General features: G+C 30.0%; 35 protein-coding genes and 1 pseudogene. 19 read left to right on the plus strand and 17 right to left on the minus strand.

The features are described 5' to 3' along the window. Nucleotides 1–581: 581 nt before the first annotated feature. Nucleotides 582–749, plus strand: coding sequence for a hypothetical protein (locus EV01_RS09795; protein WP_193741436.1), 168 nt, complete (start codon nucleotides 582–584; stop codon nucleotides 747–749). Between the two features lie 442 nt (nucleotides 750–1,191). Here the strand turns inward: EV01_RS09795 and EV01_RS09800 are convergent, their stop codons facing one another. Continuing rightward, the gene (locus tag EV01_RS09800) at nucleotides 1,192–1,350 is read right to left on the minus strand and encodes a hypothetical protein (RefSeq protein ID WP_193741443.1); all 159 of its coding nucleotides are present in this window, start codon (nucleotides 1,348–1,350) and stop codon (nucleotides 1,192–1,194) included. A gap of 93 nt (nucleotides 1,351–1,443) precedes the next feature. Here EV01_RS09800 and EV01_RS09805 point away from each other — a divergent pair, with 93 nt between their 5' ends. The 5 genes from EV01_RS09805 to EV01_RS03575 all read left to right on the plus strand — a co-directional run bounded on the left by EV01_RS09805 (nucleotide 1,444) and on the right by EV01_RS03575 (nucleotide 3,469). Then, on the plus strand, nucleotides 1,444–1,587 hold the full coding sequence (locus EV01_RS09805; protein WP_193741435.1) for a hypothetical protein: 144 nt from the start codon (nucleotides 1,444–1,446) through the stop codon (nucleotides 1,585–1,587). A gap of 345 nt (nucleotides 1,588–1,932) precedes the next feature. After that, entirely contained in the window at nucleotides 1,933–2,385 is a 453-nt protein-coding gene (locus tag EV01_RS0109005; protein ID WP_032518413.1) for a MauE/DoxX family redox-associated membrane protein, read from the plus strand. 81 nt (nucleotides 2,386–2,466) lie between these two features. Continuing rightward, nucleotides 2,467–2,964: a DUF411 domain-containing protein gene (locus EV01_RS03580; RefSeq protein WP_241433450.1), complete on the plus strand. Its 498-nt coding sequence runs from the start codon at nucleotides 2,467–2,469 to the stop codon at nucleotides 2,962–2,964. A gap of 106 nt (nucleotides 2,965–3,070) precedes the next feature. Beyond that, a complete protein-coding gene (locus EV01_RS0109010; RefSeq protein WP_032518467.1) occupies nucleotides 3,071–3,208 on the plus strand; it encodes a DUF3721 domain-containing protein in 138 nt (45 codons plus the stop codon). Continuing rightward, nucleotides 3,209–3,469 (plus strand): hypothetical protein, encoded by a 261-nt coding sequence (locus EV01_RS03575; RefSeq protein ID WP_032518411.1) that lies wholly within the window; start codon nucleotides 3,209–3,211, stop codon nucleotides 3,467–3,469. A 28-nt stretch (nucleotides 3,470–3,497) separates the two neighbouring features. Here the strand turns inward: EV01_RS03575 and EV01_RS03570 are convergent, their stop codons facing one another. The 7 genes from EV01_RS03570 to EV01_RS03545 form a co-directional block, all read right to left on the minus strand. Then, nucleotides 3,498–3,698, minus strand: a complete 201-nt coding sequence (locus EV01_RS03570) for a DUF2839 family protein (protein ID WP_032518410.1) — start codon at nucleotides 3,696–3,698, stop codon at nucleotides 3,498–3,500. Nucleotides 3,699–4,106: 408 nt separating this feature from the next. Further along, complete coding sequence (locus EV01_RS03560) at nucleotides 4,107–4,397, minus strand: hypothetical protein (RefSeq protein WP_032518408.1); 291 nt, start codon at nucleotides 4,395–4,397, stop codon at nucleotides 4,107–4,109. A 185-nt stretch (nucleotides 4,398–4,582) separates the two neighbouring features. Further along, entirely contained in the window at nucleotides 4,583–4,753 is a 171-nt protein-coding gene (locus tag EV01_RS09810; RefSeq protein WP_193741434.1) for a hypothetical protein, read from the minus strand. Between the two features lie 188 nt (nucleotides 4,754–4,941). Further along, nucleotides 4,942–5,217: a hypothetical protein gene (locus tag EV01_RS03555; RefSeq protein ID WP_032518407.1), complete on the minus strand. Its 276-nt coding sequence runs from the start codon at nucleotides 5,215–5,217 to the stop codon at nucleotides 4,942–4,944. Between the two features lie 342 nt (nucleotides 5,218–5,559). Further along, on the minus strand, nucleotides 5,560–5,694 hold the full coding sequence (locus EV01_RS10030; protein ID WP_275040837.1) for a hypothetical protein: 135 nt from the start codon (nucleotides 5,692–5,694) through the stop codon (nucleotides 5,560–5,562). 179 nt (nucleotides 5,695–5,873) lie between these two features. Then, nucleotides 5,874–6,116: a DUF2839 family protein gene (locus tag EV01_RS03550; RefSeq protein ID WP_080725745.1), complete on the minus strand. Its 243-nt coding sequence runs from the start codon at nucleotides 6,114–6,116 to the stop codon at nucleotides 5,874–5,876. Then, nucleotides 6,092–6,322 carry a hypothetical protein gene (locus tag EV01_RS03545; protein WP_032518405.1) on the minus strand — a complete coding sequence of 77 codons (231 nt, stop codon included), beginning with the start codon at nucleotides 6,320–6,322 and terminating at the stop codon, nucleotides 6,092–6,094. Before EV01_RS03545 ends, EV01_RS03550 begins: the two co-directional genes overlap by 25 nt. A gap of 154 nt (nucleotides 6,323–6,476) precedes the next feature. Between EV01_RS03545 and EV01_RS10035 the strand changes: the two genes are divergently transcribed. Continuing rightward, nucleotides 6,477–6,602, plus strand: a complete 126-nt coding sequence (locus EV01_RS10035) for a hypothetical protein (RefSeq protein ID WP_275040836.1) — start codon at nucleotides 6,477–6,479, stop codon at nucleotides 6,600–6,602. A gap of 226 nt (nucleotides 6,603–6,828) precedes the next feature. Here the strand turns inward: EV01_RS10035 and EV01_RS03540 are convergent, their stop codons facing one another. From EV01_RS03540 to EV01_RS0109015, 4 genes are all read right to left on the minus strand, one after another. Further along, nucleotides 6,829–8,133: an NRAMP family divalent metal transporter gene (locus EV01_RS03540; protein ID WP_032518404.1), complete on the minus strand. Its 1,305-nt coding sequence runs from the start codon at nucleotides 8,131–8,133 to the stop codon at nucleotides 6,829–6,831. Nucleotides 8,134–8,502: 369 nt separating this feature from the next. After that, nucleotides 8,503–8,859, minus strand: a complete 357-nt coding sequence (locus tag EV01_RS03535) for a hypothetical protein (RefSeq protein ID WP_032518403.1) — start codon at nucleotides 8,857–8,859, stop codon at nucleotides 8,503–8,505. A gap of 80 nt (nucleotides 8,860–8,939) precedes the next feature. Further along, on the minus strand, nucleotides 8,940–9,239 hold the full coding sequence (locus EV01_RS03530) for a hypothetical protein (protein WP_032518402.1): 300 nt from the start codon (nucleotides 9,237–9,239) through the stop codon (nucleotides 8,940–8,942). Between the two features lie 15 nt (nucleotides 9,240–9,254). Further along, on the minus strand, nucleotides 9,255–9,536 hold the full coding sequence (locus tag EV01_RS0109015) for a DUF3764 family protein (protein ID WP_011818722.1): 282 nt from the start codon (nucleotides 9,534–9,536) through the stop codon (nucleotides 9,255–9,257). A gap of 134 nt (nucleotides 9,537–9,670) precedes the next feature. On the opposite strand from EV01_RS0109015, the gene EV01_RS03525 reads away from it, so the two are divergent. Both EV01_RS03525 and EV01_RS03520 read left to right on the plus strand, forming a co-directional pair. Further along, nucleotides 9,671–11,014, plus strand: a complete 1,344-nt coding sequence (locus EV01_RS03525; RefSeq protein WP_011818723.1) for a sodium-dependent transporter — start codon at nucleotides 9,671–9,673, stop codon at nucleotides 11,012–11,014. 404 nt (nucleotides 11,015–11,418) lie between these two features. Further along, nucleotides 11,419–13,122 carry a protein adenylyltransferase SelO family protein gene (locus EV01_RS03520; protein ID WP_032518401.1) on the plus strand — a complete coding sequence of 568 codons (1,704 nt, stop codon included), beginning with the start codon at nucleotides 11,419–11,421 and terminating at the stop codon, nucleotides 13,120–13,122. A 44-nt stretch (nucleotides 13,123–13,166) separates the two neighbouring features. On the opposite strand, the gene EV01_RS03515 is transcribed toward EV01_RS03520, so the two are convergent. From EV01_RS03515 to EV01_RS03510, 3 genes are all read right to left on the minus strand, one after another. Then, nucleotides 13,167–13,589, minus strand: a complete 423-nt coding sequence (locus EV01_RS03515; RefSeq protein WP_011818725.1) for a cupin domain-containing protein — start codon at nucleotides 13,587–13,589, stop codon at nucleotides 13,167–13,169. A 53-nt stretch (nucleotides 13,590–13,642) separates the two neighbouring features. Beyond that, on the minus strand, nucleotides 13,643–13,804 hold the full coding sequence (locus EV01_RS09815) for a hypothetical protein (RefSeq protein ID WP_193741433.1): 162 nt from the start codon (nucleotides 13,802–13,804) through the stop codon (nucleotides 13,643–13,645). Between the two features lie 73 nt (nucleotides 13,805–13,877). After that, a complete protein-coding gene (locus EV01_RS03510) occupies nucleotides 13,878–14,060 on the minus strand; it encodes a hypothetical protein (protein WP_032518466.1) in 183 nt (60 codons plus the stop codon). Nucleotides 14,061–14,206: 146 nt separating this feature from the next. Here EV01_RS03510 and EV01_RS03505 point away from each other — a divergent pair, with 146 nt between their 5' ends. The 5 genes and pseudogenes from EV01_RS03505 (at nucleotide 14,207) to EV01_RS03490 (ending at nucleotide 15,450) form a co-directional block, all read left to right on the plus strand. After that, complete coding sequence (locus tag EV01_RS03505; RefSeq protein WP_032518399.1) at nucleotides 14,207–14,476, plus strand: DUF1651 domain-containing protein; 270 nt, start codon at nucleotides 14,207–14,209, stop codon at nucleotides 14,474–14,476. Nucleotides 14,477–14,638: 162 nt separating this feature from the next. After that, nucleotides 14,639–14,845 (plus strand): high light inducible protein, encoded by a 207-nt coding sequence (locus EV01_RS0109020; protein ID WP_032518397.1) that lies wholly within the window; start codon nucleotides 14,639–14,641, stop codon nucleotides 14,843–14,845. Next, nucleotides 14,845–15,105: a chlorophyll a/b-binding protein gene (locus EV01_RS03500; protein WP_002805301.1), complete on the plus strand. Its 261-nt coding sequence runs from the start codon at nucleotides 14,845–14,847 to the stop codon at nucleotides 15,103–15,105. The genes EV01_RS0109020 and EV01_RS03500 overlap by 1 nt, the downstream gene beginning before the upstream one ends. Nucleotides 15,106–15,161: 56 nt before the next feature. Next, nucleotides 15,162–15,269 (plus strand): annotated as a pseudogene (locus EV01_RS03495) (chlorophyll a/b-binding protein); the annotation flags it as partial. A 1-nt stretch (nucleotide 15,270) separates the two neighbouring features. Continuing rightward, nucleotides 15,271–15,450, plus strand: coding sequence for a hypothetical protein (locus EV01_RS03490; protein WP_011818732.1), 180 nt, complete (start codon nucleotides 15,271–15,273; stop codon nucleotides 15,448–15,450). 788 nt (nucleotides 15,451–16,238) lie between these two features. On the opposite strand, the gene EV01_RS03475 is transcribed toward EV01_RS03490, so the two are convergent. Next, the gene (locus tag EV01_RS03475; protein WP_025891036.1) at nucleotides 16,239–16,523 is read right to left on the minus strand and encodes a hypothetical protein; all 285 of its coding nucleotides are present in this window, start codon (nucleotides 16,521–16,523) and stop codon (nucleotides 16,239–16,241) included. A gap of 161 nt (nucleotides 16,524–16,684) precedes the next feature. Here EV01_RS03475 and EV01_RS09820 point away from each other — a divergent pair, with 161 nt between their 5' ends. Further along, nucleotides 16,685–16,828: a hypothetical protein gene (locus EV01_RS09820; RefSeq protein ID WP_011863263.1), complete on the plus strand. Its 144-nt coding sequence runs from the start codon at nucleotides 16,685–16,687 to the stop codon at nucleotides 16,826–16,828. Then, on the plus strand, nucleotides 16,828–16,986 hold the full coding sequence (locus EV01_RS09825; RefSeq protein WP_011818737.1) for a hypothetical protein: 159 nt from the start codon (nucleotides 16,828–16,830) through the stop codon (nucleotides 16,984–16,986). Before EV01_RS09820 ends, EV01_RS09825 begins: the two co-directional genes overlap by 1 nt. A gap of 8 nt (nucleotides 16,987–16,994) precedes the next feature. On the opposite strand, the gene ychF is transcribed toward EV01_RS09825, so the two are convergent. Further along, entirely contained in the window at nucleotides 16,995–18,086 is a 1,092-nt protein-coding gene (gene ychF, locus EV01_RS03470) for a redox-regulated ATPase YchF (protein ID WP_032518393.1), read from the minus strand. Between the two features lie 144 nt (nucleotides 18,087–18,230). Between ychF and EV01_RS03465 the strand changes: the two genes are divergently transcribed. The 3 genes from EV01_RS03465 to cysS are packed head-to-tail and all read left to right on the plus strand — an operon-like array spanning nucleotide 18,231 to nucleotide 23,713. Next, nucleotides 18,231–19,292: an efflux RND transporter periplasmic adaptor subunit gene (locus EV01_RS03465; RefSeq protein WP_032518392.1), complete on the plus strand. Its 1,062-nt coding sequence runs from the start codon at nucleotides 18,231–18,233 to the stop codon at nucleotides 19,290–19,292. Beyond that, the gene (gene polA / locus EV01_RS03460) at nucleotides 19,289–22,219 is read left to right on the plus strand and encodes a DNA polymerase I (protein WP_032518391.1); all 2,931 of its coding nucleotides are present in this window, start codon (nucleotides 19,289–19,291) and stop codon (nucleotides 22,217–22,219) included. The genes EV01_RS03465 and polA overlap by 4 nt, the downstream gene beginning before the upstream one ends. Nucleotides 22,220–22,243: 24 nt before the next feature. Further along, nucleotides 22,244–23,713, plus strand: a complete 1,470-nt coding sequence (cysS, locus tag EV01_RS03455) for a cysteine--tRNA ligase (protein WP_032518390.1) — start codon at nucleotides 22,244–22,246, stop codon at nucleotides 23,711–23,713. Nucleotides 23,714–23,736 lie beyond the last annotated feature (23 nt).

The raw sequence follows: 23,736 nt of genomic DNA on the forward strand, positions 1-23,736 counted from the left end.
ATTAAATAAAAAGTCTTTAAACACTAATTAAAAAGGGCTTAAGCCTAGAAGGGAAATAGCAAAAAAAAAAAGACTCTTTCGAGCCTAGGTGATGGGGACTCCTATAATGACAAATTAAACAGAAACAAACAACCCCATCAATAGGTAATTTTTAATACTTACAAACACCATATGTAGTGCTAAGATTTTTAAAAAGCTGGGTGGTGGGGATTATCCCGCTTTTTGATGGGGGCGAAGCTAACGCCCTTTTTTTATGGAAAAATTTACTTTAATCAATAAAGTCAGATCAAGGATTAAAGTATTTGAACCTTTTGAAGATAGTTCTAAGAACTCTTCTTTGGATAATGCAATTTTAATCTCTTAGGTTGCGTTTTTAAGCGATCAAGTAAGCCAGTTATGAAAGGCTCATGGGTTGAATCTATCGAAGAAGCGAGAAACGAATATAAAAAACTTTTAGTGGAAGGGTGGGAAAAAACTTATAGATTCAATAGTTTTTTTTAAATGGGGAATAGGTACTTTACCTAAAATTTGACATGATTAAAAATTAATTGCTAGATAAGCTTCAGAATGGAAGATTGAACATGAAGAATGATATTTATTCAAATATTAAAGATTCAGATGCTTTGGAAAATTTTTTTGAATGCATAACTTCTTGTAGCATCAATAGTGAGGGAGTAGATTGCACAACAGCATGTTATGTAAAACATTTAGAACCAAACAATATCGATTACCCTTTAAAATTTTCATAAACAGAGCTTAATGATAATTGTTATATTTCATTAATGTTATTCCCACCTCCTCAAGTTATTTTTGGTCTATTGCTTTTATCTATAGCAGTAGTTCTCATCTGGGATATTAGATACAATCCTTTTGGAGAAGACGAAGACGGATTTTAATCTTTAACTAGGAAGCTGATTTATAGGTGGTCCGTGAAATTGCCTTTTCTTTCTTTTGAGTATTTTGTAAGCGACTAAAGTGTCTAATAACAATGTAATAGCTATTGAGTTAATCATATCGAGAAGTTTTACATATATAAAAATAAATATGTTCTAAATATCAATGACTAAAGTTATTTTTTTAAAAAGTGATTAATTATGGACTAATTTTTAATATTTAGCTTTTTCATTAGGTACATAAAATAACCAAGACAAGTTACTTATCTGACCAAAAGTAATTGCTATGCAATAAGAATCATTTTTTCTTATTTCTCATTTGGTATTGCAGAACAGCTTTTAGATGTTGTACTTCTTTTTCTAAAGTCTCAATTCTTTTTTCTAGTTCTTCATTAGTTGCCATATTTTTTTTAGAGATAAATTCTTTGATATTTATAATATTAAAAAAGCGACTCATAACTCATGGTAAATGTCTAATAAGTAATAGAACCTATTGATGTGCATAATCTCTCTAGATAAATTATGCAGAGTATAAATTTAGGGGCAATTTATGAGCGGAGATTATGAGACACTAGAAAAAAATCAACCTAAAATTACATACTTTAAGAAAAGATCCGAAAATAATACAGAATGGTTAAATGAATTAATCAACCAGATTGAAGAATTAAAAAACAATATATCCAAATCTGCTTAATGACAGAAAAAGAGTTGAAAGAATTAGAGAAACTCGCAAAAGAAAATGGACACAATGAAGAGCTAAAAGATATATATTTAAGGGAAGTTATTGACGGAAATAAAGTATACGAATGAGATCAAATTTTCGACCAAATATTAGACTAGCAACAAATATCCTTCTAGTTATTGGTACTTTTAGTATAGCTTTCAAGATCACTCCTATAAGCAAGATATATCGTGAAAAAATTCTATGTATAAAATATTTAAAACATCAAATAGATCGAGACAAACTTATCAAAAGACTAAAAATAGTTAAACAAGCAAATCCATCTAGTATTTGTGACTCTATCCTTAAAAGTTAAAAATGAAGATTAAGTCATTTACCCCCTTAATTGCAGTCTTTGGTACTTCATTTCTGATAACCATTTCATTGCTTAAAAGTTTCCAAATTTTTATGGGGATATCAATTTGTCTTTTGGCGATGCTCAAGCTTATGGATATTGAAGCTTTTGGAACAAGTTATAAGAAATATGATTTAATATCTTCTAAATTTGATGGCTGGATATATATTTATCCTTTTTGCGAATTATTAATTGGAATAAGTTTTCTTAATTCTTCTCCACCCTCTTTAATTATTTTTATTGCCCTAATTTTAGGAATTTCTGGAATGATTTCAGTATTTAAGGCTGTTTATTTGGATAAATTAAAATTAAATTGTGCATGTATTGGTGGATATGCAAAAACTCCTTTGGGAATTATTAGTTTTATCGAGAATCTTTTAATGGCAATTATGAGTGTCTTAATTTTGATTAAATAGCAATTTAGTTAATTTTCATTATATGAATAACTTAAATATTAAATTTTATCTTCGAAATTAATGGTAATTAATAATATATTTATGAAAAGAGGATTTTTAAATTATCTAATTTTTTCTGGAATTTTTTTTACAAATTTAATTAATCCAAATAAGAGTATTGCTTTAACTCAAGAAAATATTGATATCCCAAAAGTTGTTTCTTACAGATCAACATCATGTGGTTGTTGCATAAAATGGATCAACCATTTAAGAAATAATGGATTACAAGTTATTGATAATATAGCTGAGGATGTTTCAGTAATTAAAAACCAATATCAAATTCCCAATAATCTGAGATCATGTCACTCTGCCCAAATAGCTAACTATATCATTGAAGGACATGTCCCGATTGAATCAATCAACAAACTTTTTAAAGAAAAACCAAATATCAATGGGATAGCAGTTCCTAGCAAGCCACTTGGCTCTGCAGGGATGGATATACATTCCCACAATTCGCACTCTCATGATTATGAAAACTACAAAGTAGTTTCATTTAGTAAAACTGGCAAAACAAAAATATTTGATAGAATCTCTTCTTAATACAAATACTTAATTTGAAATAATGCATATTTTTCTTAGAAATTTTAAACTTTTTATTTTTTTATTTTCCTTATCTCTAAATTTCAATAGTTATTCTCATGCACATATGAGGGGGACATTTCTTTCTGAAGAGGACGCCGAAAATAGATCTTTAGAACTTGGTTGCGAAGGTATACATAAGAATCAAGATAAATGGATGCCATGCAAAAACGAAAAAGAATTACATATCTTTTTGAGGAAATAGATGGAAAAATCAAAAGCAAATCAAAGAAAAATTCACAGAAAAATAACTGCAATTTCAGCAATACCTTTACTAATTACTATTGTATCTGGGACTATTTATAGTATTCTTCAACCATTAGGAATAGATGCTTTTTGGTTAATAAAATGGCATACAGGTAATTTTGGCATTATTAATTTGCAACCTTTTTACACAATATCTCTTGGTATATCTTCAATAATCTCAATAATATCTGGCGTTAAACTATTACAAAAAAAAGCTTAGATATATTCTAAGCCAAGCCAAAATCTAACTAATTAATACTATTTGCGCCCCCACTTACTAAGAAAATTATTGCTCCTAGTGCCATTGTTGCTACACCCATATAAGGATATTTCTTAATTCTTGATTTCGTAATTGGAAGCCATGAAAGGTATCTATCAGATTTATTTAATTCAACTTTTTTTCGTCTAGGTGGCAATCCTAATTCTTCTCTTCTTTTAGCTTCACCCATAATTTTAAATTTGTTTATGTATCAATATTAAAAATTATGTTCTACACCTGCGAGTAAACCTTATTAAAAACAGAGGTACTTTAAAGCTAAACAAATTATTTCAAATTTATTTGGCCTTCTTTAAATATAGATTCTTTGTGTTTGCCTGATCTGATGTAAATAACAAAATTAATATAGTTCCAACTAGAAATGAAAAAATCATTGTTAAACCAACAACTTCAACCATTTCACTAGGCAGATAATTTAGAAACATTAATGAATAAATCTCTTTTCCTAAACTTAGCAATTCTATTTTTTATGTAAAGTAAGTATTCCGCCTTAAAATTAATAAAGAACTTTGTTAGAGTTTATAATCTTTAATTAATTCTCTTTTTAGGAGAAATATTGTCCTGGTCCATTACAGTTTTTTTACTTTGCTATTCCTATTTTCTTAAGCAATTTCAGGTAAGGTAAGGCCCAATTACCAAAGGTAAAAGAGATTGTCATGTTTTTTGTAGATGACGATACCGTTTTTAAAAGTAGTGAGTTTAAGTTAGAGAATTTCTTAAAAGTCTCTGCTTCAAGATTATCCATATACAATTTTTTTTGAACACCTCTATCTTTCTTCTGGGGCAAATAATTTTCTATAAACCATAAGACTTGATCTAACTTTGATTTATGGGGCAAGTTATTAAATTGTTTATATTTCTTTCTAAACATTTTTAATTTAACTACTTAGTTAAAAGTGCCATTTATATACCTTATCGCAATAGTAAAAAATTAAAATTGTGTTCTTTTTAATAATCGATAATCGAGAAAATAAATTAATAATTACGTTGTTTTATAAAAAAAAAAAAAAGAGAGGGATTAAACCCTCTCGAATTAATTATTTTCAAAAAAAGAATTTAATTTTTTGAGTCCTTAAGTTTCATTTCTTTTTGTGTTTTCCTGATTCTTTCTTCAAAGACGGATCTTCTATATGGAGTAACTTCTCCACCTTTAGTTGCCAAAAGCTGGGCTTCATGTACCCTATTGGCTCTTTTGATTTTTTCTCTTATTTTTAAGAGGTTATTCATAGTCTTTTGCAGTTAATGAGAATCCCGTTCCCTACTCCCATGTCATGCGTCCAGAGATATAAACTTGGATGAACGTTAATGAACGATAACATCTTAAAAAAAATTCCGTGAGAGTATTTTTAACTAATTTTTCTCAAAAAAATAAATAATGAAAAAATAGGATAAATAATCTTTTAATACTTCGTAAATTATGATAAGAAAATTGTTTGCGACCCATCATTATTATCTTGAATCACTATTTTTTTATTTGGAAAAATATCTGATAATATTCTTTTCAAATTTGAATTATCTGAAGAAATTATATTACTCATATTTTTTGAATTAATTTTCCAATTTTCATCTACAAATAGTTCTTTATCATCACCTTTTTTATTCTCGAGTGATGTCTTATTTAGAATCTTAAGTAACAGTTCTGAATCATAATCTTTAAATTCTTCAGGAATCTCTTTTAGGTTTTCAATCATTATTTAGAAATCAAATGTTTCTAAATTTTGCTTGAGAAATTACCAGAATACAAGGTATTAATTACCTAAAAATTTCTTTCAAAATAAAAAATTCGTATTAAATTAAAATATTTTGCTTTAGAAAATTTAATTTAAAAAAATTAATTAATCATTTACAGAATTTATTTTCTTGTTAAGTTGCAATTAAGAAGTTCAGGAAAAATGCCAAGAGTAATTAACAAAAAAATTAGACTTTTAAGATGGTTAAACTCAGGCATGATATTACCATTTATCTTTATGGCTGCATCCTCATCTATTATTCTTTATTGTGTTTTATTTATCCTAATAAAATAGCTTTCTAATTTAAGCAGCTAAGTTTTCCTCTGATTTAGACATAATAATTGCAGCTTTTTTTAATAAACTAACGACTTCTTTTCTTCCAACTGCATTATCAGCTTGACGCATTATTTCAGCATATTTTTTATTTATTTTTTTCATAAAAAGTTTTGATTTACTCTAAAATTACAACACCATATGATGGTGTCAATCGTAAATAATTCACATATATCTTTTTTTTGATTATTTTTGCACAATAAAAATTTCTCATTTATTATCCTTCAAGTTTTTTAATTGATAATGCCAAAAAATTACAAATATAAAATTAATGATCCTATTAATTAAGCTACATTGAAGAATTTGAAAACATAAAATAAACCTCCGATTAGGATCAATATTGCAGCTCCATAAAAAAGAAAAGGGATAATTGGATATTTGTACAATGTAGACCTTACTTTTTGTTGTATGGCTTTTTTATCAAGTTGAGGCAACTTTATATCTTCAATTTTTTCTCTAGGCGGAATACCTAAATTTTTTCTTCTCTTTGCCTCTCCCATAATTAATCCTGAGGTATTCCCATACATTTTAAATAATTGTTATCAGCTAAATCTAAAATTTGATTCCATTCTTCATGAGATGTTTCCAAATTATTTTTAAAATCTTTTTCAAATTTAAGAATACATCTTTTTTCTATATTTTCAGGAGAATTATAATTTCTTAAAAAAGAAACACTCAAATAAGATAATGATGAAAAAACTACAATTATTTTTGCAATCCTAAAATTATTCATATCTTAGATAATATTGCCTCATAAATAAAAAAGGTACTTGTTGGTTTTATAATTAATTTAATCTATTAAAAACAATTATCAAATGATAAAATCGGTGAATTTTAACCATTTGCCTATTCAGGATTTGGTCGTTTCAGGGTTGATAATATTTATAATGTCGACGATAATTGCCAATATTTATGACCCATTATTAGGAATAACTTATGCATTTGGGAATATACTTACTCTTACTTTTTTGAGCTGGTTATACGAAGAGACTTGGAATGATCCAAGTAAATAAGAGCAATTAAGAAAAGATTAATATATATTTTCTACTTTTGTATTTTTAACTTTGAAGAATACTTTAAATTCACAATGTATGAAGCAACAAGAGATAGTATCAAGAAAAATAATAAGCTCTCTAAAGTAGATTGAGGCATAACCATAATTAGTACCAAAAATAATACATTTCTAGAAAAACGAATTCTGAAGAAAAATCAACCCTTTAATTATTTTTTATTTTCAAATTAATAAATCCCAATCCCAAAGAATGAATTTGCAATAAATAACAAACTAAATAATGTTAAGAAAATTAATCCTATCCAACTTATTGTTTTTAGAAATAATCCATATCTATTTTTAATTGGTACTAATTTGCTATTTATAGTATCCATTGCCATCCATGCAAATAAAGGTGCGGTTAGAAAACTTCCCGTCATTGCAGCAAATACAAAATCTTTTACCCCTATACCTCCAGACTTTGCAATCAGCAAAGCTATTAATGATGCAAATATATGTACAATCATCCAAAGTTGAAATCTATTTCGCTCTACCTTGGAATCCATATGTCCAAAATCAGTTCCTCTCAATAAACCTTGAATAGCAGAAATACTTCTTGGATATGCATCTAGGCAAGTAATTGTGGTACTAAACATTGCGGCAAATGCTGCAGGTATAATGATCCATTTAGCCCAACTGCCAATGGATTTAGTGTAAAGGAGTATTAACTTTTGAGCAAAGGAGACTCCACTTCCAGAAAGCATTCCATCGCCGGTACCATACATTGTTATGGCGCCAAGAGTAAGGAAGAAAATAGCAGTAACTACAGTTATTAAGTAACCGAGATTAAAATCAAATTCTGCTTCACTAATATTTGGTTTATAGTTTGAATCTTTTGCTCGAGAAAACATCCATAACGAAGGCCAAACACATAATTCTACTGGGCATGGCATCCATCCCATTAGGGGGATCAAAAAAGCTAAATTTGTTAACTTCCATGGACTGATTTCTGGTTGAAAAAAACTCATATTTAGAGACTCATTTATTGAACCTTTAAATAAAAGAGATAAAACTGCAAATAATGTTAAAAAAGTTAGGAGAGATACTAAAAATTTTGAAATTCTATCAAGGGCTTTATATTTACCAAGAATTAATATCATTCCAGAAACAATAAGGATTCCTATAGACAAATCCATGGCTGGAAAAGCTTTAAAAAAGGGAATATTAGTTAAAAGGACACCAGAAACAAAACTTACAGCCGCTATTGTGAAAGTACCAGTAATTAGACTAACTATTAGAAATAAAGGTAGATACAAAGAATTCCGCTCTTTGAAACCTTCTAATAATGATTTACCAGTAGATGCTGTAAATCTAGTCCCAACCAACAAGAAGGGATACTTTAAAAGATTAGTAAGAAGGATAAGGCCAACTAATGAAAATCCAAATCTTGCACCAGCAGTAGTAGATGACAATAAATGAGAACCTCCAATAGCCGCTCCAGCCAGCAAAATTCCTGGACCCAAACTTTTTTGTATTCCTTTTGTTAAATTCATGTCTTTAATCAAATGATTTAATTTACTTTTTGAGCACTTCTAAATTTATTTTTTAATACTTTTTTTTTAAACGCAAAATTAGATAATGAGTGAAAAATAAAAAGTATAATTAGTAATCCTATTCGAACTTTCATAAGATATCCCCTTCAAATATGCTTTTATCAGATATTTATTTTGTATTCGACCTCTTTTCTCCATAAGATCCTCAAAATCCTATCTAAAACATCTAATTCTTTTTTTTTAAAACTTTTTATTTTCTTTTTTTTTTGTTTTTGCATAAACTGTTACATAGGTATTTCAACTTTAAACTGAGCTAAAAAAAACACAATAAGCAAAACTTCTTAAAACTCAACGAAGTTTGGATTATTTTTAAATTGATATATATTTTTCTGCCCTTCTCAAGGCTTTTATTGCACCTCTATAGTCAAGATTTTTTAATTTTTCCTCACTTTTGCATTCCAACATTTTCACTATTTTATTGATCTTTTTTTCATCAATTTTCAGTTTATGATCGAATATAAGATCAAATTTTGATGAATACAAACTAGATAATTCTTTTCTATATTTTTGAATCGTTTTTTCATCACAAGATTTAGATTTCAATATTGCATTAGCCTTCATTTTGTCATCTAATGCCCCTTTAAAATTTCCAAGTTTAAATTTCTTTTCACTTGATCTGGTTAGCTTAATAAGATTTCCCAATATCAATCGCCCAGAATCTTCCATTTTTTTTGCTTACCTAAAATCAATACTATCAGCATAAAGATAAAACAACTTAATTTTTTAATACTCAAGTAATTAAATAATTAACCAATAACAAGTCCTTTTTCAAGAAGTAAATCGAAAACCTCCGCACTTTTCGTTTTCCCAAATTGTGGGGGCTTATGTAAATCTAATATTTCAGCAAGGCACATTATCCAATAAGTATCTTTTTTTAAATTAAGACTTTCGCAAATATGAGAGGGAGCAGATTTAAAACATCCAAATTCTGTTGATATATTAATGTTCATTATTTGAGTTTCAAGTTCAAGACTTAAGAGTTCTATTTCTTGCTCAGTAAGGGCTGAACCAAATGAATATGATTCAATTAAAAGTTGGTAATTCATTAAAGAATTATTTTTTTAAGAAACCCAGCGTGTTATTTTTGTACCCTCATAAATATGTCCTGAAGCTTCAACTATAGGTTTTGTTTCAGGATTCATAAAAATATCATATAAAACATTTTCTGGTCCTTGAAAAATTACAGTTGCCCTTTGAGGATCATCTAATGATTTACCAATATAAAATGTTTTAACTCCCATTTCTTTAAACATCGTCTGCTGTTCTTTTGCATTCATATGTGATTCATACTCCTCATAGGTATTACTTAGTTGAAAATCTAAAATAGTCGTTTCAATAGTCATAAGAATAATTAAATTTTTTTAATTCTAAATCTTTATCAAAAAAATTAATCTAAAAAAATTAGTTTTTATTAAGCAAAGTGTTAACTAATTTTCATTTATGAGTTATAAATCAACTATAAAAAACGATTTTAATTTTGGACTCAAAAATTTCTCAGAGAGAACAATGGACTAGTAAGCTAGGATTCATTCTCGCAGCTGCTGGTAGTGCAGTAGGTCTAGGCAACCTTTGGGGTTTTGCTTACAGAGCATCTCAGGGTGGAGGTGCGGCGTTTGTACTTTTATATATATTGATCGTTTTAATTGTATGTCTTCCAGTATTTGTTGCTGAAATGGCTCTAGGGAGAAACGCAATGGCAAGTACATTGCTTGCTCCTGTAAAGCTGGCAGGGAAGAATTGGTATCCATTAGGAATTCTTTTCTTTATAGCTCCTTTAGGAATAGCATCATATTATTCAGTGATAATGGGATGGACTGCAGATACCTTGTTCCATTCTTTATTTTTTGGATTACCAAAGAATTTAACTGAAGCAGAAACCTTCTTTGGCTCGATTAGTAGTGGCAGCAGTGTTTTGTTGGGCCACCTATTAAGTCTTGTACTTACAGCAATAATAGTTTCATCAGGTATAAAAAAAGGTATAGAAAAGGTTACTAGATATTTCATGCCAATCCTTTTCATAATTATTGTGATTCTTGCTATTTGGGCTACTTCACTTTCAGGTGCATGGGAAGGATATAAAACATTTCTACTTAAGTTTGACTTCAATGAATTGAGAAATCCTCAAACAATAAGAAACGCTTTTACACAAGCATTCTTTTCATTAAGTTTAGGGATAGGAATTATGGTTACCTACGCATCCTATTTAAATAAAAAAAGTAATCTTCCAAAATTAAGTGTAGGAGTTGCATCATTAGATACTTTGGTTGGACTAATGGCTGGATTTATAACTTTCCCAATAGTTTTAACATTCGGTTTAAGTGACGCTATTTCTGAATCCACTGTTGGTGCTTTATTTATCTCAATTCCAACAGGTTTAGGTTCATATGGTGCGGCAGGAAGAATTGTAGCTGTTGCATTTTTCGCATTAGCTTATATTGCAGCAATAACTTCCTCTGTTTCATTATTGGAAGTTCCAGTTTCCTCTTTAATGGATAAATTTGGTTTTAAAAGAGAAAAATCTGTTTGGCTGATAACTCTTTTCTTATTCTTAGCAGGCATTCCTTCTGCATTAAACTTAAACATTCTTGGAACTATTGATTCGATTTTTGGAGGTGTATTACTTATCTTTGGTGGATTCTTGGTTACTTTCTTTATGGGATGGGTAGTACCTGGAAAGTTTAATGAAGAACTTAGTGATTCAAAAGTTGGAATCAAAACGACACGTTATTTGAAATTCATGACAAGATGGGTTGCGCCACCAATTATTGGTTTTGGACTATTTATTAGTGTGTTTGATTTGCTTAAAGGTTGGGTAAGTTAAAAATAAATAAAATTATAATTTATAAAATTGAATAAATTTACTGCGATATAGTGCGGAAATAAGGGGAGGGTTGCAAGTCTAAAAAAGATAAAATAGTTTAACTTTTTCGCATTATTTTTGATCAAACTCAAAAAAATATTAGTCAATAATTAAGTATTTGCAATGGTTATTAATTAAAAAATTGATATGAAGACTAAGTGCTTTTTTCTATTACCAAATTCTAAATATTTTTCTCAAGAAAATGTTTTACTGCGGAACTTTTTTTTAATGAAGTATTAAAATTTAACTTATATTAAATCTCAAACGTATCGGCAAAAACCATCCCTAATAGAATCTATATAAAATAAATTTAGGTGTTTAATTTGAAGGAATTAGAGCGCCTAAAAGAATAGATAACAAATTTGATGTCAACCAAATCTGATTCATTAAAAGGAAAGCTTACAGAAAATTTTTCCGAATTTTCTCAACTATCTGACTATTCTTTTATGAATTCTCTTAAAGCAGATCCTCAATCAACAAAAGATGGAAATGATCATAAGCCGCGTTCAGTATATTCAGGTCATTACGTACCAGTTGTTCCAACTGCTATTCCAGAACCAGAATATATTTCCCATAGCAACAAACTTTTTAAAGAACTAAGGCTAAGCTCAAATCTTACTAAAGACCAGAATTTTTGTCGTTTTTTCTCAGGTGATATTTCTGTTGCTAATTATCCAATGAGTCCTGTTGGTTGGGCAACAGGTTATGCATTATCTATTTACGGGACTGAATATACCCAACAATGTCCCTTTGGCACAGGCAATGGTTATGGCGATGGCAGAGCAATTTCTGTTTTTGAAGGTTTATTCAATGGGAAAAGAATGGAAATGCAACTTAAAGGAGGAGGTCCAACTCCTTACTGTCGTGGAGCAGATGGTAGAGCTGTCTTAAGGTCTAGCGTACGAGAATTTCTCGCACAGGAATTAATGGATGCCTTGGGAATCCCTACCTCAAGATCTTTAACACTTTATGTCTCACGTTCAGAAATAGTTAGAAGACCGTGGTATTCCAAAGGGTCCAGATATTTTGAACCTGATATCATGATTGATAATCAAGCAGCAATTACTACGAGAGTCGCTCCATCTTTTTTACGTGTAGGCCAGATTGAACTTTTTGCAAGAAGAGTTCGCGATAATGCGCATGATGAGGCCCTCAATGAACTAAAGATGATAGTTCAACATCTAATTGATAGAAATTATAAAGATGAAATTGAATATGAGATTTCGATTCAAAGTAAAGTAATAAAACTGGCTTCTTTATACAGATCAAGACTTATATCACTCATAGCCAACTGGATGAGAGTTGGTTATTGCCAGGGTAATTTCAATAGTGATAATTGTGCTGCTGGAGGTTATACCTTGGATTATGGCCCCTTTGGATTCTGTGAATTATTTGATCCAAGATTTCAACCATGGACAGGTGGAGGTGAACATTTCTCATTTTTTAACCAGCCTTCTGCAGCGGCAATCAATTTTAAAACATTCTGTTCCTCTCTTAGTCCGTTACTTTCAAAAAGCAAACAAGATCAAGAAAAGTTAGATCAAATCGAAAAAGACTTTTCTGAATTAATGAATAAGGAATTAATGAAAATGTGGGCAAACAAGCTTGGTTTAGAACATTACAACGAAACTCTAATAAATGAATTTTTTAATCTCATGGTTATTTCAAAAGCAGACTATACAATTTTGTTCCGTAAACTCTCTGAAATCCCTGATAACTTAGATTCTTTAAAAGACTGTTTCTATTTACCAATTAATGACGAGCTCAATAATAGGTGGGAAGTATGGCTTGAAAACTGGCAATCAGTGTTGAAGAAAGAGGGAAATATTAAAGCAAAATCGGCATCAATGAAATCCCTTAATCCAGTCTATACTTGGCGCGAATGGATGGTCGTTCCTGCATATGAAGAAGCTGAAAAGGGAAATTACAAGAAAATAAAAGAGTTACAGGATATCTTTAGCAATCCATATGTAGAACAACCCGCAGAAATAGATCAAAAATATAATCGACTAAAGCCAAGCCAGTATTTTAACTATGGAGGAGTATCTCATTACAGTTGTTCTTCGTAAAAGGTAAATCCTAAAAATGCAGATTAAATAACTTAGAGAAAATTTTATTCATTTATGGCCGTAGGCATTCCAACTACTGATACAACTCCCACATGAAGTATGGCCGGCTTCTTCCCAACATTTTTCACATAGTGGGGCCCCCCATTATTACTCTCTATAAATGCATCACCCGCTTTAAAGAAATTAATTTCTTCACCCCTAACATGTTTTAATCTTCCTCTGGTGACATGAATCAACATTGGGGAAGGATGAGTATGAATTGGAGTTTTCAAGCCAACTGGAATCTTGACTTTTAAGAGTCTTAATTCAGGCTTACCCTCGAGATAATTAAAATTTTTACCACTAAGTCCTTTTGAACTTTGAATAATAGGTATAACTTCAATTTTTTCTTCAGCAAGAGAAGGTTGTGGTAAAGCTAAAGTCCCAATAAAAAGGAAACAAAATGGAATAAATGTTTTTATTTGCATTAGATATTTAAGTTTCACTAATAATAGGTAGTTTGCAAAAATAATAAACTAATTTATTTCTTATATAACTTTTCTAATTGCTTAATTTCCTCTCTTAAATCCTTACCTCTCCTATTTAATTTATTATTTTTAATAACTATTGGAATAATCCACCAGGCTTGAAGACCTAAAAAGATAAATACTAGGATCAATAATTCAAAAGTACCAGGCTGCATTTGATAAATAACCCTTCTTTGTTAGTAAAACTATTCTAAAAGTTGTTAAACATTCCTGAGATATTCAATATTTCTAGGCTGCCTCTAGTTCAATATTAAGTTCAATTCCCTTTGAAATAATTGCTTCTTTAAATTCAATAAGTTTGGAAATTATTCTTTGCTTCTCTTGATCAGTTTTATAGATATCCTCAACAACTTCCTGCATTGCAAGTATTACTTTTTGTAGTTTGATTTCTAAATCTTCTCTGTAATTCATAAGCTGAAAGAAATTGCCTTTTTTATTAAAAAACAAAATCATTACAAGTAAATAAGTACTTAACCTTAAAAGGATTGACAGTTAAACATGCAGGATATAATTTATAGTACAAATGTATTAAAATCAGTTAGCTTTTAACGGAAACCATGGGGCCCAAGTACTCATTTGGATGTAGCACTAGCAAACCAAACGGCTGCCTACTAAATCCCGAAGGCAGCAGAATGATCTTTTTCGAAGAATGCGGAAATACTCCTAAACCTAATCCAAAAATTCATACTCATCTTTTTTATGTAAATCACCTTGGAGAACCTGGAGGGTACAAATCCTCAGAAAAACTAAATATATATGCAGCATGGGAAAAGTGGCACGAACTTCACCAAAAAGGTTGGACGGAGGTCTATTTCCATTACGGATGAGTATTTCCCGTCAAGAAAATACTCAAAATATCAATTATTTGATCCTATGTAACGAAATTGGTACATACTTGCAACATATATCTTGAAAATAACTTATTTTTGACTAATTACTTTACATTTGTTAATAGTAGTGTTACATTAATTAACAATTACACAACCTCAATGGCTAATTCAAACGTTACTAATGAATCAGGCGGCAGACAGAATATGTTTCCTACTGAGACACGTCCTTACATAGATGAGTCTGTTTCTTACGACAGCTACCCACAAAATGCAGAAAAAGTTAACGGTCGTTGGGCAATGATTGGGCTTGTTGCGTTAGTAGGTGCTTACGTTTCAACCGGACAAATTATTCCTGGCATTTTTTAATGAGTCCACTTTCAGGTTTCTTAGCCGTAATTGTATTCTTTACAGCCATCCTCGTTGCTTATTTAACCAAGCAATTTCAAAACGAAAATTTAAACTATTCATCTTCTAATCAAATGAAAAACACAAACACAAAAGTCAAAACAATCGAAAAAGAAAAAGTTGTTGCTGAAACTCTTAACGGCAGATTCGCAATGCTTGGATTAATTGCTGCTGTTGGAGCATACCTAACAACAGGTCAAATAATTCCTGGTTTCGTTTAAAAACCTACAATTTAACAATTCTACAAATCAGAAAAATGGAAAATTCAAAAACAACTTATTGGCAAAACGCCGAGAGAACTAATGGAAGAATGGCAATGATGGGCTTATTTGCATTAGTTGTAAATTATGGCTTATTCGGATGGATAATCCCAGGAATTTTTTAAAATGAATTTAGGCTTACTTTTTCTTAAAGTAAATACTTTGGGAGTTATAACTCTTTCTGAACTTGATTGGATAACTAACCATCAATCTGAATTTTCAAGGTTAGATATGGCTTTAGTTATAAAGATCGGTCGTCTTATGGATTCTGGAGTGGTAGAAATTGATAATAGATTGCCTGTTTAATTTTTAAAAAATGATCATTATGAATGTTTGTCAATAGGGATACTGACAAACACTTTTTTATGAGAAAAAATATTCATAAAAAAAAAGAGATCGTTTATTAGCTAAAAACAATCTCTCAATTACCTAATTCTTACATGAAAACTTCAAGTAAGCTTTTAGATCTTAACTGATTTATTTTTATAGTAAATCCGTAAAAATGCTTTTGTAATTTATCTTTTTAAACCACCTCTTTTTATCCAAAGGAACCATGTAACCCAAATAGGTGGAAGGAATCTGATTAAAAAAGAAATTTTATATATATAAAATGGGGCATTTTCACGTTGAAATAAATTCATCAAAAAGGAAGATATAGTTACCCAAAGTAAAATTATGAATATATTTGCTCCCAACAAAGCGAACTTATTTTGTTTGAATATTTTTGGCATAAAGTAAATTTTTTATATCCTTAATTTTAAATAATCTTGGGAAATTAATTATACATTTTCAAAAAAACTTCAAATTTAAAATCCATATCCAAATAAAAAAAGTACTGAATTTCAATCCCTCACCAAATAACAATCCAAAAACGATAGGAGGAAAAAATATTAAAAAAAGAATAGATAATAAACTAAATAACGCAAAAGATCCTCTTAGAAAAAAATTCTTTCTTTTTGTTCTTCTTAAATTTTTTAAAGTATTCCACTCCCATTCGATAAACCTGTAGAACTTTTCCGATAATAAAAAAAAATACTTCATTAATATAATTAATTTCTATCGGCTTTTCTTATTTATAAAATTAATTTCACCTGCTAGCAATAAACCTTATCCCCTTCTTCAGAAAGATAGTAAATTTTATTTTCTGAACTTACGAAGAAAGTTAATCCCTTATATTGTGATCTTTTAAATTTATCTAATCTAAGTTTGTGTAAATCCCAATTATCAGTACTTATGTCAGGATTAAATTCTTGTTCTTTTAAGAAAGGTACATAAGTTGGACTAATTGTTGTTTTTTGGGCTAACCCTCTATTTCGTTTTGAATAAAAAAGTAATAAAAATAAAAGTACAAAAAAAAGAATTAATAATATATTTGTCATTGTCAATTTTTCTAATTTGAAAAAACTTTATTTGGAGAATCAAGAACTTTTCACAATAAATTTCTTATTAAGTAAAAAATCCTATTTTTATATTCTTGTATTTTTGAATACTTATCAAGGGGTTACCTAAATCAGATTATAAAATGAGTCGCATTTTCAACATGACTCAAAATTCCATGAACACTCCTTATGCAAAAAGAGTAGCTGAAAAATTTAGAGAGGCTCAAAACTATTTAAAAACTAATGGTTTTAGTAGATCAACTAAACATTTACTGGAAGATATTGAAAATTCTGTTGAAAAATAATGCCAATACCTCCTCACTTACCACAACTACAATATGGCTACGATGATGGCTTTACAACCATTGTTTTTGGGTTAATAGGAAGTTGCTTAGGATGTATCTTAATTTTATTAATTTCATTTTTTGAATTTAAATTCAAAAAGCAAAATAGTAAGCCTTAAGAGACTTACTAAACGTTAAATAAGAACTCCATTACATCACCTTCGTTAACAATATATTCCTTACCTTCACTTCTTAAAAGACCTTTAGTTTTTGCATTGGCAATTGAACCTGAATCAATTAAATTTTGATACGAAATAGTCTGAGCTCTTATAAATCCTTTTTCAAAATCAGTATGAATTACTCCTGCTGCCTGTGGCGCAGTCATCCCATCTTTTATTGTCCAAGCTTTTGTCTCCTTTTCTCCGGTAGTGAAATAAGTTTTTAATCCCAATAATTTATATGTTGATCTAATTAATGAACTTAATCCCCCTTCTTCTACTCCTAAGCCAATAAGGTAGTCTTTTTTATCTTCTGGTTCTAACTCTATTAATTCAGATTCGACTTGCGCTGATATTTTTATACATTCTGCATTTTCATTGCTTGCAAAACTCTGAACTTTTGATGAAAAATCATTACCTTCAGCTAAGTCATTTTCATTCAAATTAGTTGCGTAAATAATTGGTTTAGCAGTAAGGAAGCCTAATTGCTTAATTATTAAATTTTCTTCTTCATTCAAAGATATTGATCTAACTGAAAGGCCTTTCTCTAGCTCTTCTTCAATTTTTTCTAGTAAGGTATCTTCTTTTGCTGCCTCTTTACTAGTTCTAACCTGTTTTTTAATTCTTTCTCTTCTTTTTTGGAGTTGAGATAAATCAGCTAAATTCAATTCCAGATTAATTATCTCAATGTCATCCAGGGGATCTACCTTTCCAGAAACATGAATTACATCACTATCTTCAAAGCACCTCACAACATGAACTATTGCATCAACCTCCCTAATATTTGATAAAAATTTATTTCCCAAACCTTCGCCTTTACTAGCTCCTTTTACTAGTCCTGCGATATCTACAAATTCAATTTTTGTTGGGATAATATTTTGGCTAGAACTTAAATTACCTAACTCTTGCAACCTTTGATCTGGGACTGAAACTATGCCTTTATTAGGTTCTATAGTACAAAAGGGAAAATTAGCCGCTTGGGCCTTAGCATTTTCTACAAGTGCATTAAATAGAGTTGATTTTCCAACATTTGGTAATCCAATAATACCTGCTTTTAACATTTGAAAAAACTTATGGAAAAATTATCAAGAAAACATCTTCTAGTAATATAGTATTTACTTAACCAATCTTGGATAAGTTAATTATAATCGTCTTGATTATTTATTTAGTTCCTAAATATTCTCTAATTCTGCTTTTAAAAAGAAATGTTTGATTTAATAAAAAAAAATATAAATCTAAGAAGTGGAATTATATTACTTTCTTTAACTATATTTTTCGCTTTCATAACTAATTCCTTCAAGAAAAATAAATCAAGAGACATTTCTGATTTTGTAGTTCAAGTTAAAAAAGGAATCCTCTCAGATTCAATTAATACAAGTGGTGAAGTAAAAGCAATCAGGACAAGCAATATTGGACCTCGGAAGCAAGGTTTAATAAAAGAAATCAAAGTAGATGAGGGCGATCTTGTAAAAAAAGATCAGGTTTTAGCTTCACTTGATGATGAAGACTTTATCTATAAAATTGAAGAACTTGAATTAAATGTAGAAAAACAAAAATCTGAATTTTTAAGAAGAGAATATTTATATCAAGAAGGTGCTGTAAGCAAAGAAGATTACGAAAGTTATAAAAATAACTACAACATTAGTAGCGCCAAACTTAATGATGCAAAAGCTGAAAAAAGTTTCTATCTAATTAAAGCTCCTTATGGAGGAAAGATAACTGCAAAATATGCGGAGATAGGATCTTATGTCACACCAAGTACAAACTTAAGTTCAGACTCTAAAACCAAAAACTTTATTTTTGAACTATCAGAGGGCCTAGAAATTGTTGCAAAAGTTCCTGAGAGTGACATTGGCAGAATAAAAATAGGTCAAGAAGCCTCAGTAAGAATTGAGGCTTATCCCTCAAAAAAATATAGTGCCATAGTTAAAAAAATAGCTACAAGAGCTGTAAAAGATAATAATGTAACCTCATTCGAAGTAACTTTAAATTTTAAAGATATTTCTGAAGAAATTAAAATTGGAATGACTGCTGATCTTGAATTTAGAGTCGAAGGTAATGAAGAAAAAATCTTAGTACCAACAGTTTCTATTGTCACTGAAAAAGGTGAAAAAGGAATTTTGAAAGTTGATAAAAACAATTCTCCCAAATTTGAAAAAATCGAAATTGGTATTAGTAGTGGAAATAAAACTTCAGTAATTAATGGATTAGAACCTGGAGAGCAAATCTTTATTGATATTCCACCTTGGGCTAAGAAGAGAAAATGAGTTTAAAATCTGAAAACTCTAAAAAACCAATTTTACTTTTAGTCGATGGCCACTCACTTGCTTTTAGAAGCTTCTATGCATTTAGCAAAGGGATTGATGGAGGTTTAACTACCAAAGAGGGATTTCCAACAAGTGTCACTTATGGATTTCTAAAAAGCCTTCTGGATAATTGTAAAAATATTAGTCCTGAGGGTGTTTGTATTACGTTTGATACCGAAAAACCTACTTTCAGACATGAATTAGATCCAAATTATAAGGCCAATAGAGATGTAGCACCAGATGTTTTTTTTCAGGATATTGAACAACTAGAAATCATTTTAGAAGAAAGCCTTAATTTACCAATTTTTAAATCTCCAGGATACGAAGCAGATGATCTCCTAGGCACAATTGCAAATGATGCTTCTTCTAAAGGATGGTGCGTGAATATTCTTTCTGGAGATAGGGACTTATTTCAATTAGTAGATGATCAAAAAGATATTTATGTACTTTATATGGGTGGTGGTCCATATGCGAAAAGTGGAAATCCAACTCTTATGGATGAAAATGGAGTAAAAGAAAAATTAGGTGTTGCGCCAGAAAGAGTAGTTGATCTCAAAGCCCTAACTGGTGATAGTTCTGATAATATTCCAGGTATTAAAGGAGTAGGGCCAAAAACTGCAATTAATCTACTAAAAGAGAACGATACGCTTGATGGAATCTATCAGGCTTTGGACAAGATTCAGCAGAACAACGATAAGAAATATAAAGGATTCATCAAAGGTTCAGTTATAGAAAAGCTCAGAAACGATAAACATAATGCTTTTCTTTCCAGGGATTTAGCAAAAATAAATACTGAGGTGCCTTTAATTTTAAGTAACGGTTATGAATTAAAAAATATAAATCAAGAACTACTTTCAGAGTCACTGAAAAAATTAGAACTATCAACACTACTTAGACAAATTGATATTTTCAATTCAACTTTCAGCAAAGGTGGTTTTGACAAAAATAATGTAGCTAAAGAGGAGGAGAAGGCACCAAAATTCGCAGGCAATAATAAATTAGAAAATAGTGAAAATAAAATCCCTAAAATCAAAGTAACTGTTGTAAATGATTTCGAATTACTTGATAAATTAATTCAGAGATTAGACAAGACTAATCAAATAGTTTCTTTAGATACAGAGACCAATAGTTTGAATCCAATCGATGCGGAACTTGTTGGGATAGGGTTATGTCTTGGAGAAGAAAATGATGATTTATTTTATATACCCCTTGGTCATCAAACAAAAAAGGAGACCCCCAATCAATTATCAATTGAAGATGTTTTCTCAAAGCTAAGAAATTGGATAGAAGATCCAAAAAAAGAAAAGGCACTCCAAAATTCTAAATTTGATAGGCAAATATTTTTTAATCATGGACTTGATCTTAAAGGCGTAACCTTTGACACCTTGTTAGCAGACTACCTTCTTAATAATCAGGAGAAACATGGGTTAAGTGAAATTAGTTTTAGATTATTTGGATTTAAGCCTCCCTCATTTAAGGAGACAGTTGGGAAAAATAAAGACTTTTCATTTGTTGATATTGATGAAGCAAGTATTTACTGCGGTTATGATGTTTTTCTAACTTTTAAGATTGTCAAAATTTTTAAAGAAAGTTTTTCAAAGGAAAAAGATGAATTAATCAAATTGTTCGAAGAAATCGAGCTACCTTTAGAGCCGGTATTGTCCCAAATGGAGATGAATGGCATTACCATCGACATCCCTTATTTGGATAAACTCTCAAAAGAATTAAAAAGTACCTTAGAAGATATTGAAAGTAAAGTTTATGAGTTAGCAGAGGAAAGTTTCAATCTATCTTCACCAAAACAACTTGGTGAGATCTTGTTTGAAAAATTAAATTTGGATAAGAAAAAATCACGGAAAACAAAAACAGGATGGAGCACAGATGCAGTAGTTCTGGAAAGATTAGTCGACGAACATGAAATAATCCAACATTTAATAAAACATAGAACTCTTAGCAAATTACTTAGCACCTATATTGATGCTCTTCCAAATCTTATTAACGAAAAGACAGGAAGAGTTCATACAAACTTTAATCAAGCTGCTACAGCGACTGGGAGACTAAGTAGTAGCAATCCTAATCTTCAAAATATCCCTGTTAGGACTGAATTTAGTAGGAGAATCAGAAAAGCATTCTTGCCTGAAAAAAATTGGAAACTTTTATCAGCTGATTATTCTCAGATCGAATTAAGAATACTCGCTCACTTAGCGGATGAAGAAATACTAATAAATGCATTTCATAAAAATGATGACATTCATTCTTTGACCGCAAGATTAATTTTTGAGAAAGAAGAAATTTCTACTGATGAGAGGAGAGTTGGGAAAACAATAAATTTCGGAGTTATCTATGGTATGGGAATTAAAAAGTTTGCACGTTCTACAGGAGTTAGTACTCCAGAAGCAAAAGAATTCCTAATAAAATACAAAGAAAGATATTCAAAAATTTTCAAATTTCTTGAACTTCAAGAAAGGCTTGCCTTGTCAAAAGGTTATGTAAAAACAATTTTTGGTAGAAAGAGAGAATTTAAGTTTGATAAAAATGGACTTGGAAGACTAATTGGAAAAGATCCTTACGAAATTGACTTGCAATCCGCAAGAAGAGCTGGCATGGAAGCACAGTCACTAAGAGCTGCAGCCAATGCCCCAATTCAGGGTTCAAGTGCAGATATTATTAAAATTGCAATGGTTCAACTAAATAAAAAATTCATAGAAATGAATGTTCCAGCAAAAATGCTTTTACAAGTACATGATGAATTATTGTTTGAAGTTGAACCAGATTCTTTGGAAATTACTACGAAATTAGTAAAGAAGACTATGGAAGATTGTGTAAAATTAAATGTGCCTCTTTTAGTTGATATTGGAATTGGAGACAATTGGATGGAGACAAAATAAACCTTATGAAATACTTATTTTAAGATGATCAAACTTTTTAATACTTTAAGCAAAAAAGTTGAGGTTTTTAAGCCTATTGATGATGTAGTAAAAATTTATTGTTGTGGGGTAACTGTTTATGATTTATGTCATCTTGGTCATGCCAGAAGTTATATCGCTTGGGATGTATTGAGAAGATTTTTAATTTACAGTGATTTCAAAGTGAAGTATGTTCAAAATTTTACAGATATTGATGACAAGATCTTAAAAAGAGCGAAAGAAGAAAGCAGTTCAATGAAGGAAGTATCTGAAAAGAATATCATTGAATTTCACAAAGATATGGATTCTTTAGGGATAATGCGTCCGGATAGCATGCCAAGAGCAACGAATCATATATGCAATATCTGTTCCTTCATAACAATCCTTGAGGACAAAGGTTATGCATACTCTAGGGATGGAGACGTTTATTATTCTGTTTTCAAAAATAAAAATTATGGAAAACTAAGTAATCAAAATTTACAAGAACAAAATATCAATCAGCAAGGAAGAATGGTTAATGAGGAAAATAGTAAAAAACTTAATCCGCAAGATTTTGCACTATGGAAAAAAGCTAAAGATGATGAACCATTTTTTGATTCGCCATGGGGTAAAGGTAGGCCAGGATGGCATATTGAATGTTCGGCGATGGTTAAAGATGAATTAGGCGATACTATCGATATCCATTTAGGTGGTTCTGATTTGATTTTTCCACATCATGAGAATGAAATCGCCCAATCAGAAGCAGCCAATGGCAAAAAGCTAGCGAACTATTGGTTACACAATGGGATGGTCAATGTAAATGGACAAAAGATGAGTAAATCCCTCAAAAATTTTAAAACTATCAGAGAGCTAATTAAGTCAGGTATAAGCCCTATGACTTTGCGATATTTTGTTATGACTGTGAATTATAGAAAACCACTTGATTTTACTGAAGAAGCCTTAAGGAGTGCTTCAGAAGCTTGGAAAAATATTAATATAGCCCTTTCTTTTATTGACCTTACAAAAGATGCTTTTAAATCTATTAATAAAAATGAATCTATCGAAGAAGAATATAAAGAGAAAATAAGTTTTGAATTATCTCAAAAAAAGCTTAAATTTTCTGAGGCTCTGGGAAATGACCTTAATACAGCAGGTGCAATTGCTATTATTTACGATTTAGCGAAACCATTAAAAAACTTTTTAAACCAATTTCAAAGGGTTGAAGGTTTTAAAATAGACCTAAATCAAAAATTCTTTCTACTTGAGAATTTTAAAACCCTTGAAAAGTTGACTGAGGTGCTTGGTCTTAAAAAAGAGGTTTTAGTAAAAGAAAGTAGAATAACAGAAGAAGAAATATCATCGCTTATTAATGAAAGATTGAAAGCAAAAAAGGAAAAGAATTATGCAAAGGCTGATGATATCAGGAATTTATTAAAAGAAAAAGGTATTGAACTTATTGATCAATCAAAGGAAATAACAACATGGATAAGGGTCTAAATTTTAAGAAAAAAACCAATTTG

It is taken from the genome of Prochlorococcus marinus str. MIT 9401 (assembly GCF_000760095.1).
Lineage (GTDB): Bacteria > Cyanobacteriota > Cyanobacteriia > PCC-6307 > Cyanobiaceae > Prochlorococcus_A > Prochlorococcus_A marinus_I.

Bases quoted from the DNA above. Each gene is read 5' to 3' on its own strand.
- EV01_RS09795 (WP_193741436.1), top strand. From the start codon at position 582: ATGAAGAATGATATTTATTCAAATATTAAAGATTCAGATGCTTTGGAA.
- EV01_RS09800 (WP_193741443.1), bottom strand. From the start codon at position 1,350: ATGAGTCGCTTTTTTAATATTATAAATATCAAAGAATTTATCTCTAAA.
- EV01_RS09805 (WP_193741435.1), top strand. From the start codon at position 1,444: ATGAGCGGAGATTATGAGACACTAGAAAAAAATCAACCTAAAATTACA.
- EV01_RS0109005 (WP_032518413.1), top strand. From the start codon at position 1,933: ATGAAGATTAAGTCATTTACCCCCTTAATTGCAGTCTTTGGTACTTCA.
- EV01_RS03580 (WP_241433450.1), top strand. From the start codon at position 2,467: ATGAAAAGAGGATTTTTAAATTATCTAATTTTTTCTGGAATTTTTTTT.
- EV01_RS0109010 (WP_032518467.1), top strand. From the start codon at position 3,071: ATGAGGGGGACATTTCTTTCTGAAGAGGACGCCGAAAATAGATCTTTA.
- EV01_RS03575 (WP_032518411.1), top strand. From the start codon at position 3,209: ATGGAAAAATCAAAAGCAAATCAAAGAAAAATTCACAGAAAAATAACT.
- EV01_RS03570 (WP_032518410.1), bottom strand. From the start codon at position 3,698: ATGGGTGAAGCTAAAAGAAGAGAAGAATTAGGATTGCCACCTAGACGA.
- EV01_RS03560 (WP_032518408.1), bottom strand. From the start codon at position 4,397: ATGTTTAGAAAGAAATATAAACAATTTAATAACTTGCCCCATAAATCA.
- EV01_RS09810 (WP_193741434.1), bottom strand. From the start codon at position 4,753: ATGAATAACCTCTTAAAAATAAGAGAAAAAATCAAAAGAGCCAATAGG.
- EV01_RS03555 (WP_032518407.1), bottom strand. From the start codon at position 5,217: ATGATTGAAAACCTAAAAGAGATTCCTGAAGAATTTAAAGATTATGAT.
- EV01_RS10030 (WP_275040837.1), bottom strand. From the start codon at position 5,694: ATGAAAAAAATAAATAAAAAATATGCTGAAATAATGCGTCAAGCTGAT.
- EV01_RS03550 (WP_080725745.1), bottom strand. From the start codon at position 6,116: ATGTATGGGAATACCTCAGGATTAATTATGGGAGAGGCAAAGAGAAGA.
- EV01_RS03545 (WP_032518405.1), bottom strand. From the start codon at position 6,322: ATGAATAATTTTAGGATTGCAAAAATAATTGTAGTTTTTTCATCATTA.
- EV01_RS10035 (WP_275040836.1), top strand. From the start codon at position 6,477: ATGTCGACGATAATTGCCAATATTTATGACCCATTATTAGGAATAACT.
- EV01_RS03540 (WP_032518404.1), bottom strand. From the start codon at position 8,133: ATGAATTTAACAAAAGGAATACAAAAAAGTTTGGGTCCAGGAATTTTG.
- EV01_RS03535 (WP_032518403.1), bottom strand. From the start codon at position 8,859: ATGGAAGATTCTGGGCGATTGATATTGGGAAATCTTATTAAGCTAACC.
- EV01_RS03530 (WP_032518402.1), bottom strand. From the start codon at position 9,239: ATGAATTACCAACTTTTAATTGAATCATATTCATTTGGTTCAGCCCTT.
- EV01_RS0109015 (WP_011818722.1), bottom strand. From the start codon at position 9,536: ATGACTATTGAAACGACTATTTTAGATTTTCAACTAAGTAATACCTAT.
- EV01_RS03520 (WP_032518401.1), top strand. From the start codon at position 11,419: ATGTCAACCAAATCTGATTCATTAAAAGGAAAGCTTACAGAAAATTTT.
- EV01_RS03515 (WP_011818725.1), bottom strand. From the start codon at position 13,589: ATGCAAATAAAAACATTTATTCCATTTTGTTTCCTTTTTATTGGGACT.
- EV01_RS09815 (WP_193741433.1), bottom strand. From the start codon at position 13,804: ATGCAGCCTGGTACTTTTGAATTATTGATCCTAGTATTTATCTTTTTA.
- EV01_RS03510 (WP_032518466.1), bottom strand. From the start codon at position 14,060: ATGAATTACAGAGAAGATTTAGAAATCAAACTACAAAAAGTAATACTT.
- EV01_RS03505 (WP_032518399.1), top strand. From the start codon at position 14,207: ATGGGGCCCAAGTACTCATTTGGATGTAGCACTAGCAAACCAAACGGC.
- EV01_RS0109020 (WP_032518397.1), top strand. From the start codon at position 14,639: ATGGCTAATTCAAACGTTACTAATGAATCAGGCGGCAGACAGAATATG.
- EV01_RS03500 (WP_002805301.1), top strand. From the start codon at position 14,845: ATGAGTCCACTTTCAGGTTTCTTAGCCGTAATTGTATTCTTTACAGCC.
- EV01_RS03490 (WP_011818732.1), top strand. From the start codon at position 15,271: ATGAATTTAGGCTTACTTTTTCTTAAAGTAAATACTTTGGGAGTTATA.
- EV01_RS03475 (WP_025891036.1), bottom strand. From the start codon at position 16,523: ATGACAAATATATTATTAATTCTTTTTTTTGTACTTTTATTTTTATTA.
- EV01_RS09820 (WP_011863263.1), top strand. From the start codon at position 16,685: ATGACTCAAAATTCCATGAACACTCCTTATGCAAAAAGAGTAGCTGAA.
- EV01_RS09825 (WP_011818737.1), top strand. From the start codon at position 16,828: ATGCCAATACCTCCTCACTTACCACAACTACAATATGGCTACGATGAT.
- ychF (WP_032518393.1), bottom strand. From the start codon at position 18,086: ATGTTAAAAGCAGGTATTATTGGATTACCAAATGTTGGAAAATCAACT.
- EV01_RS03465 (WP_032518392.1), top strand. From the start codon at position 18,231: ATGTTTGATTTAATAAAAAAAAATATAAATCTAAGAAGTGGAATTATA.
- polA (WP_032518391.1), top strand. From the start codon at position 19,289: ATGAGTTTAAAATCTGAAAACTCTAAAAAACCAATTTTACTTTTAGTC.
- cysS (WP_032518390.1), top strand. From the start codon at position 22,244: ATGATCAAACTTTTTAATACTTTAAGCAAAAAAGTTGAGGTTTTTAAG.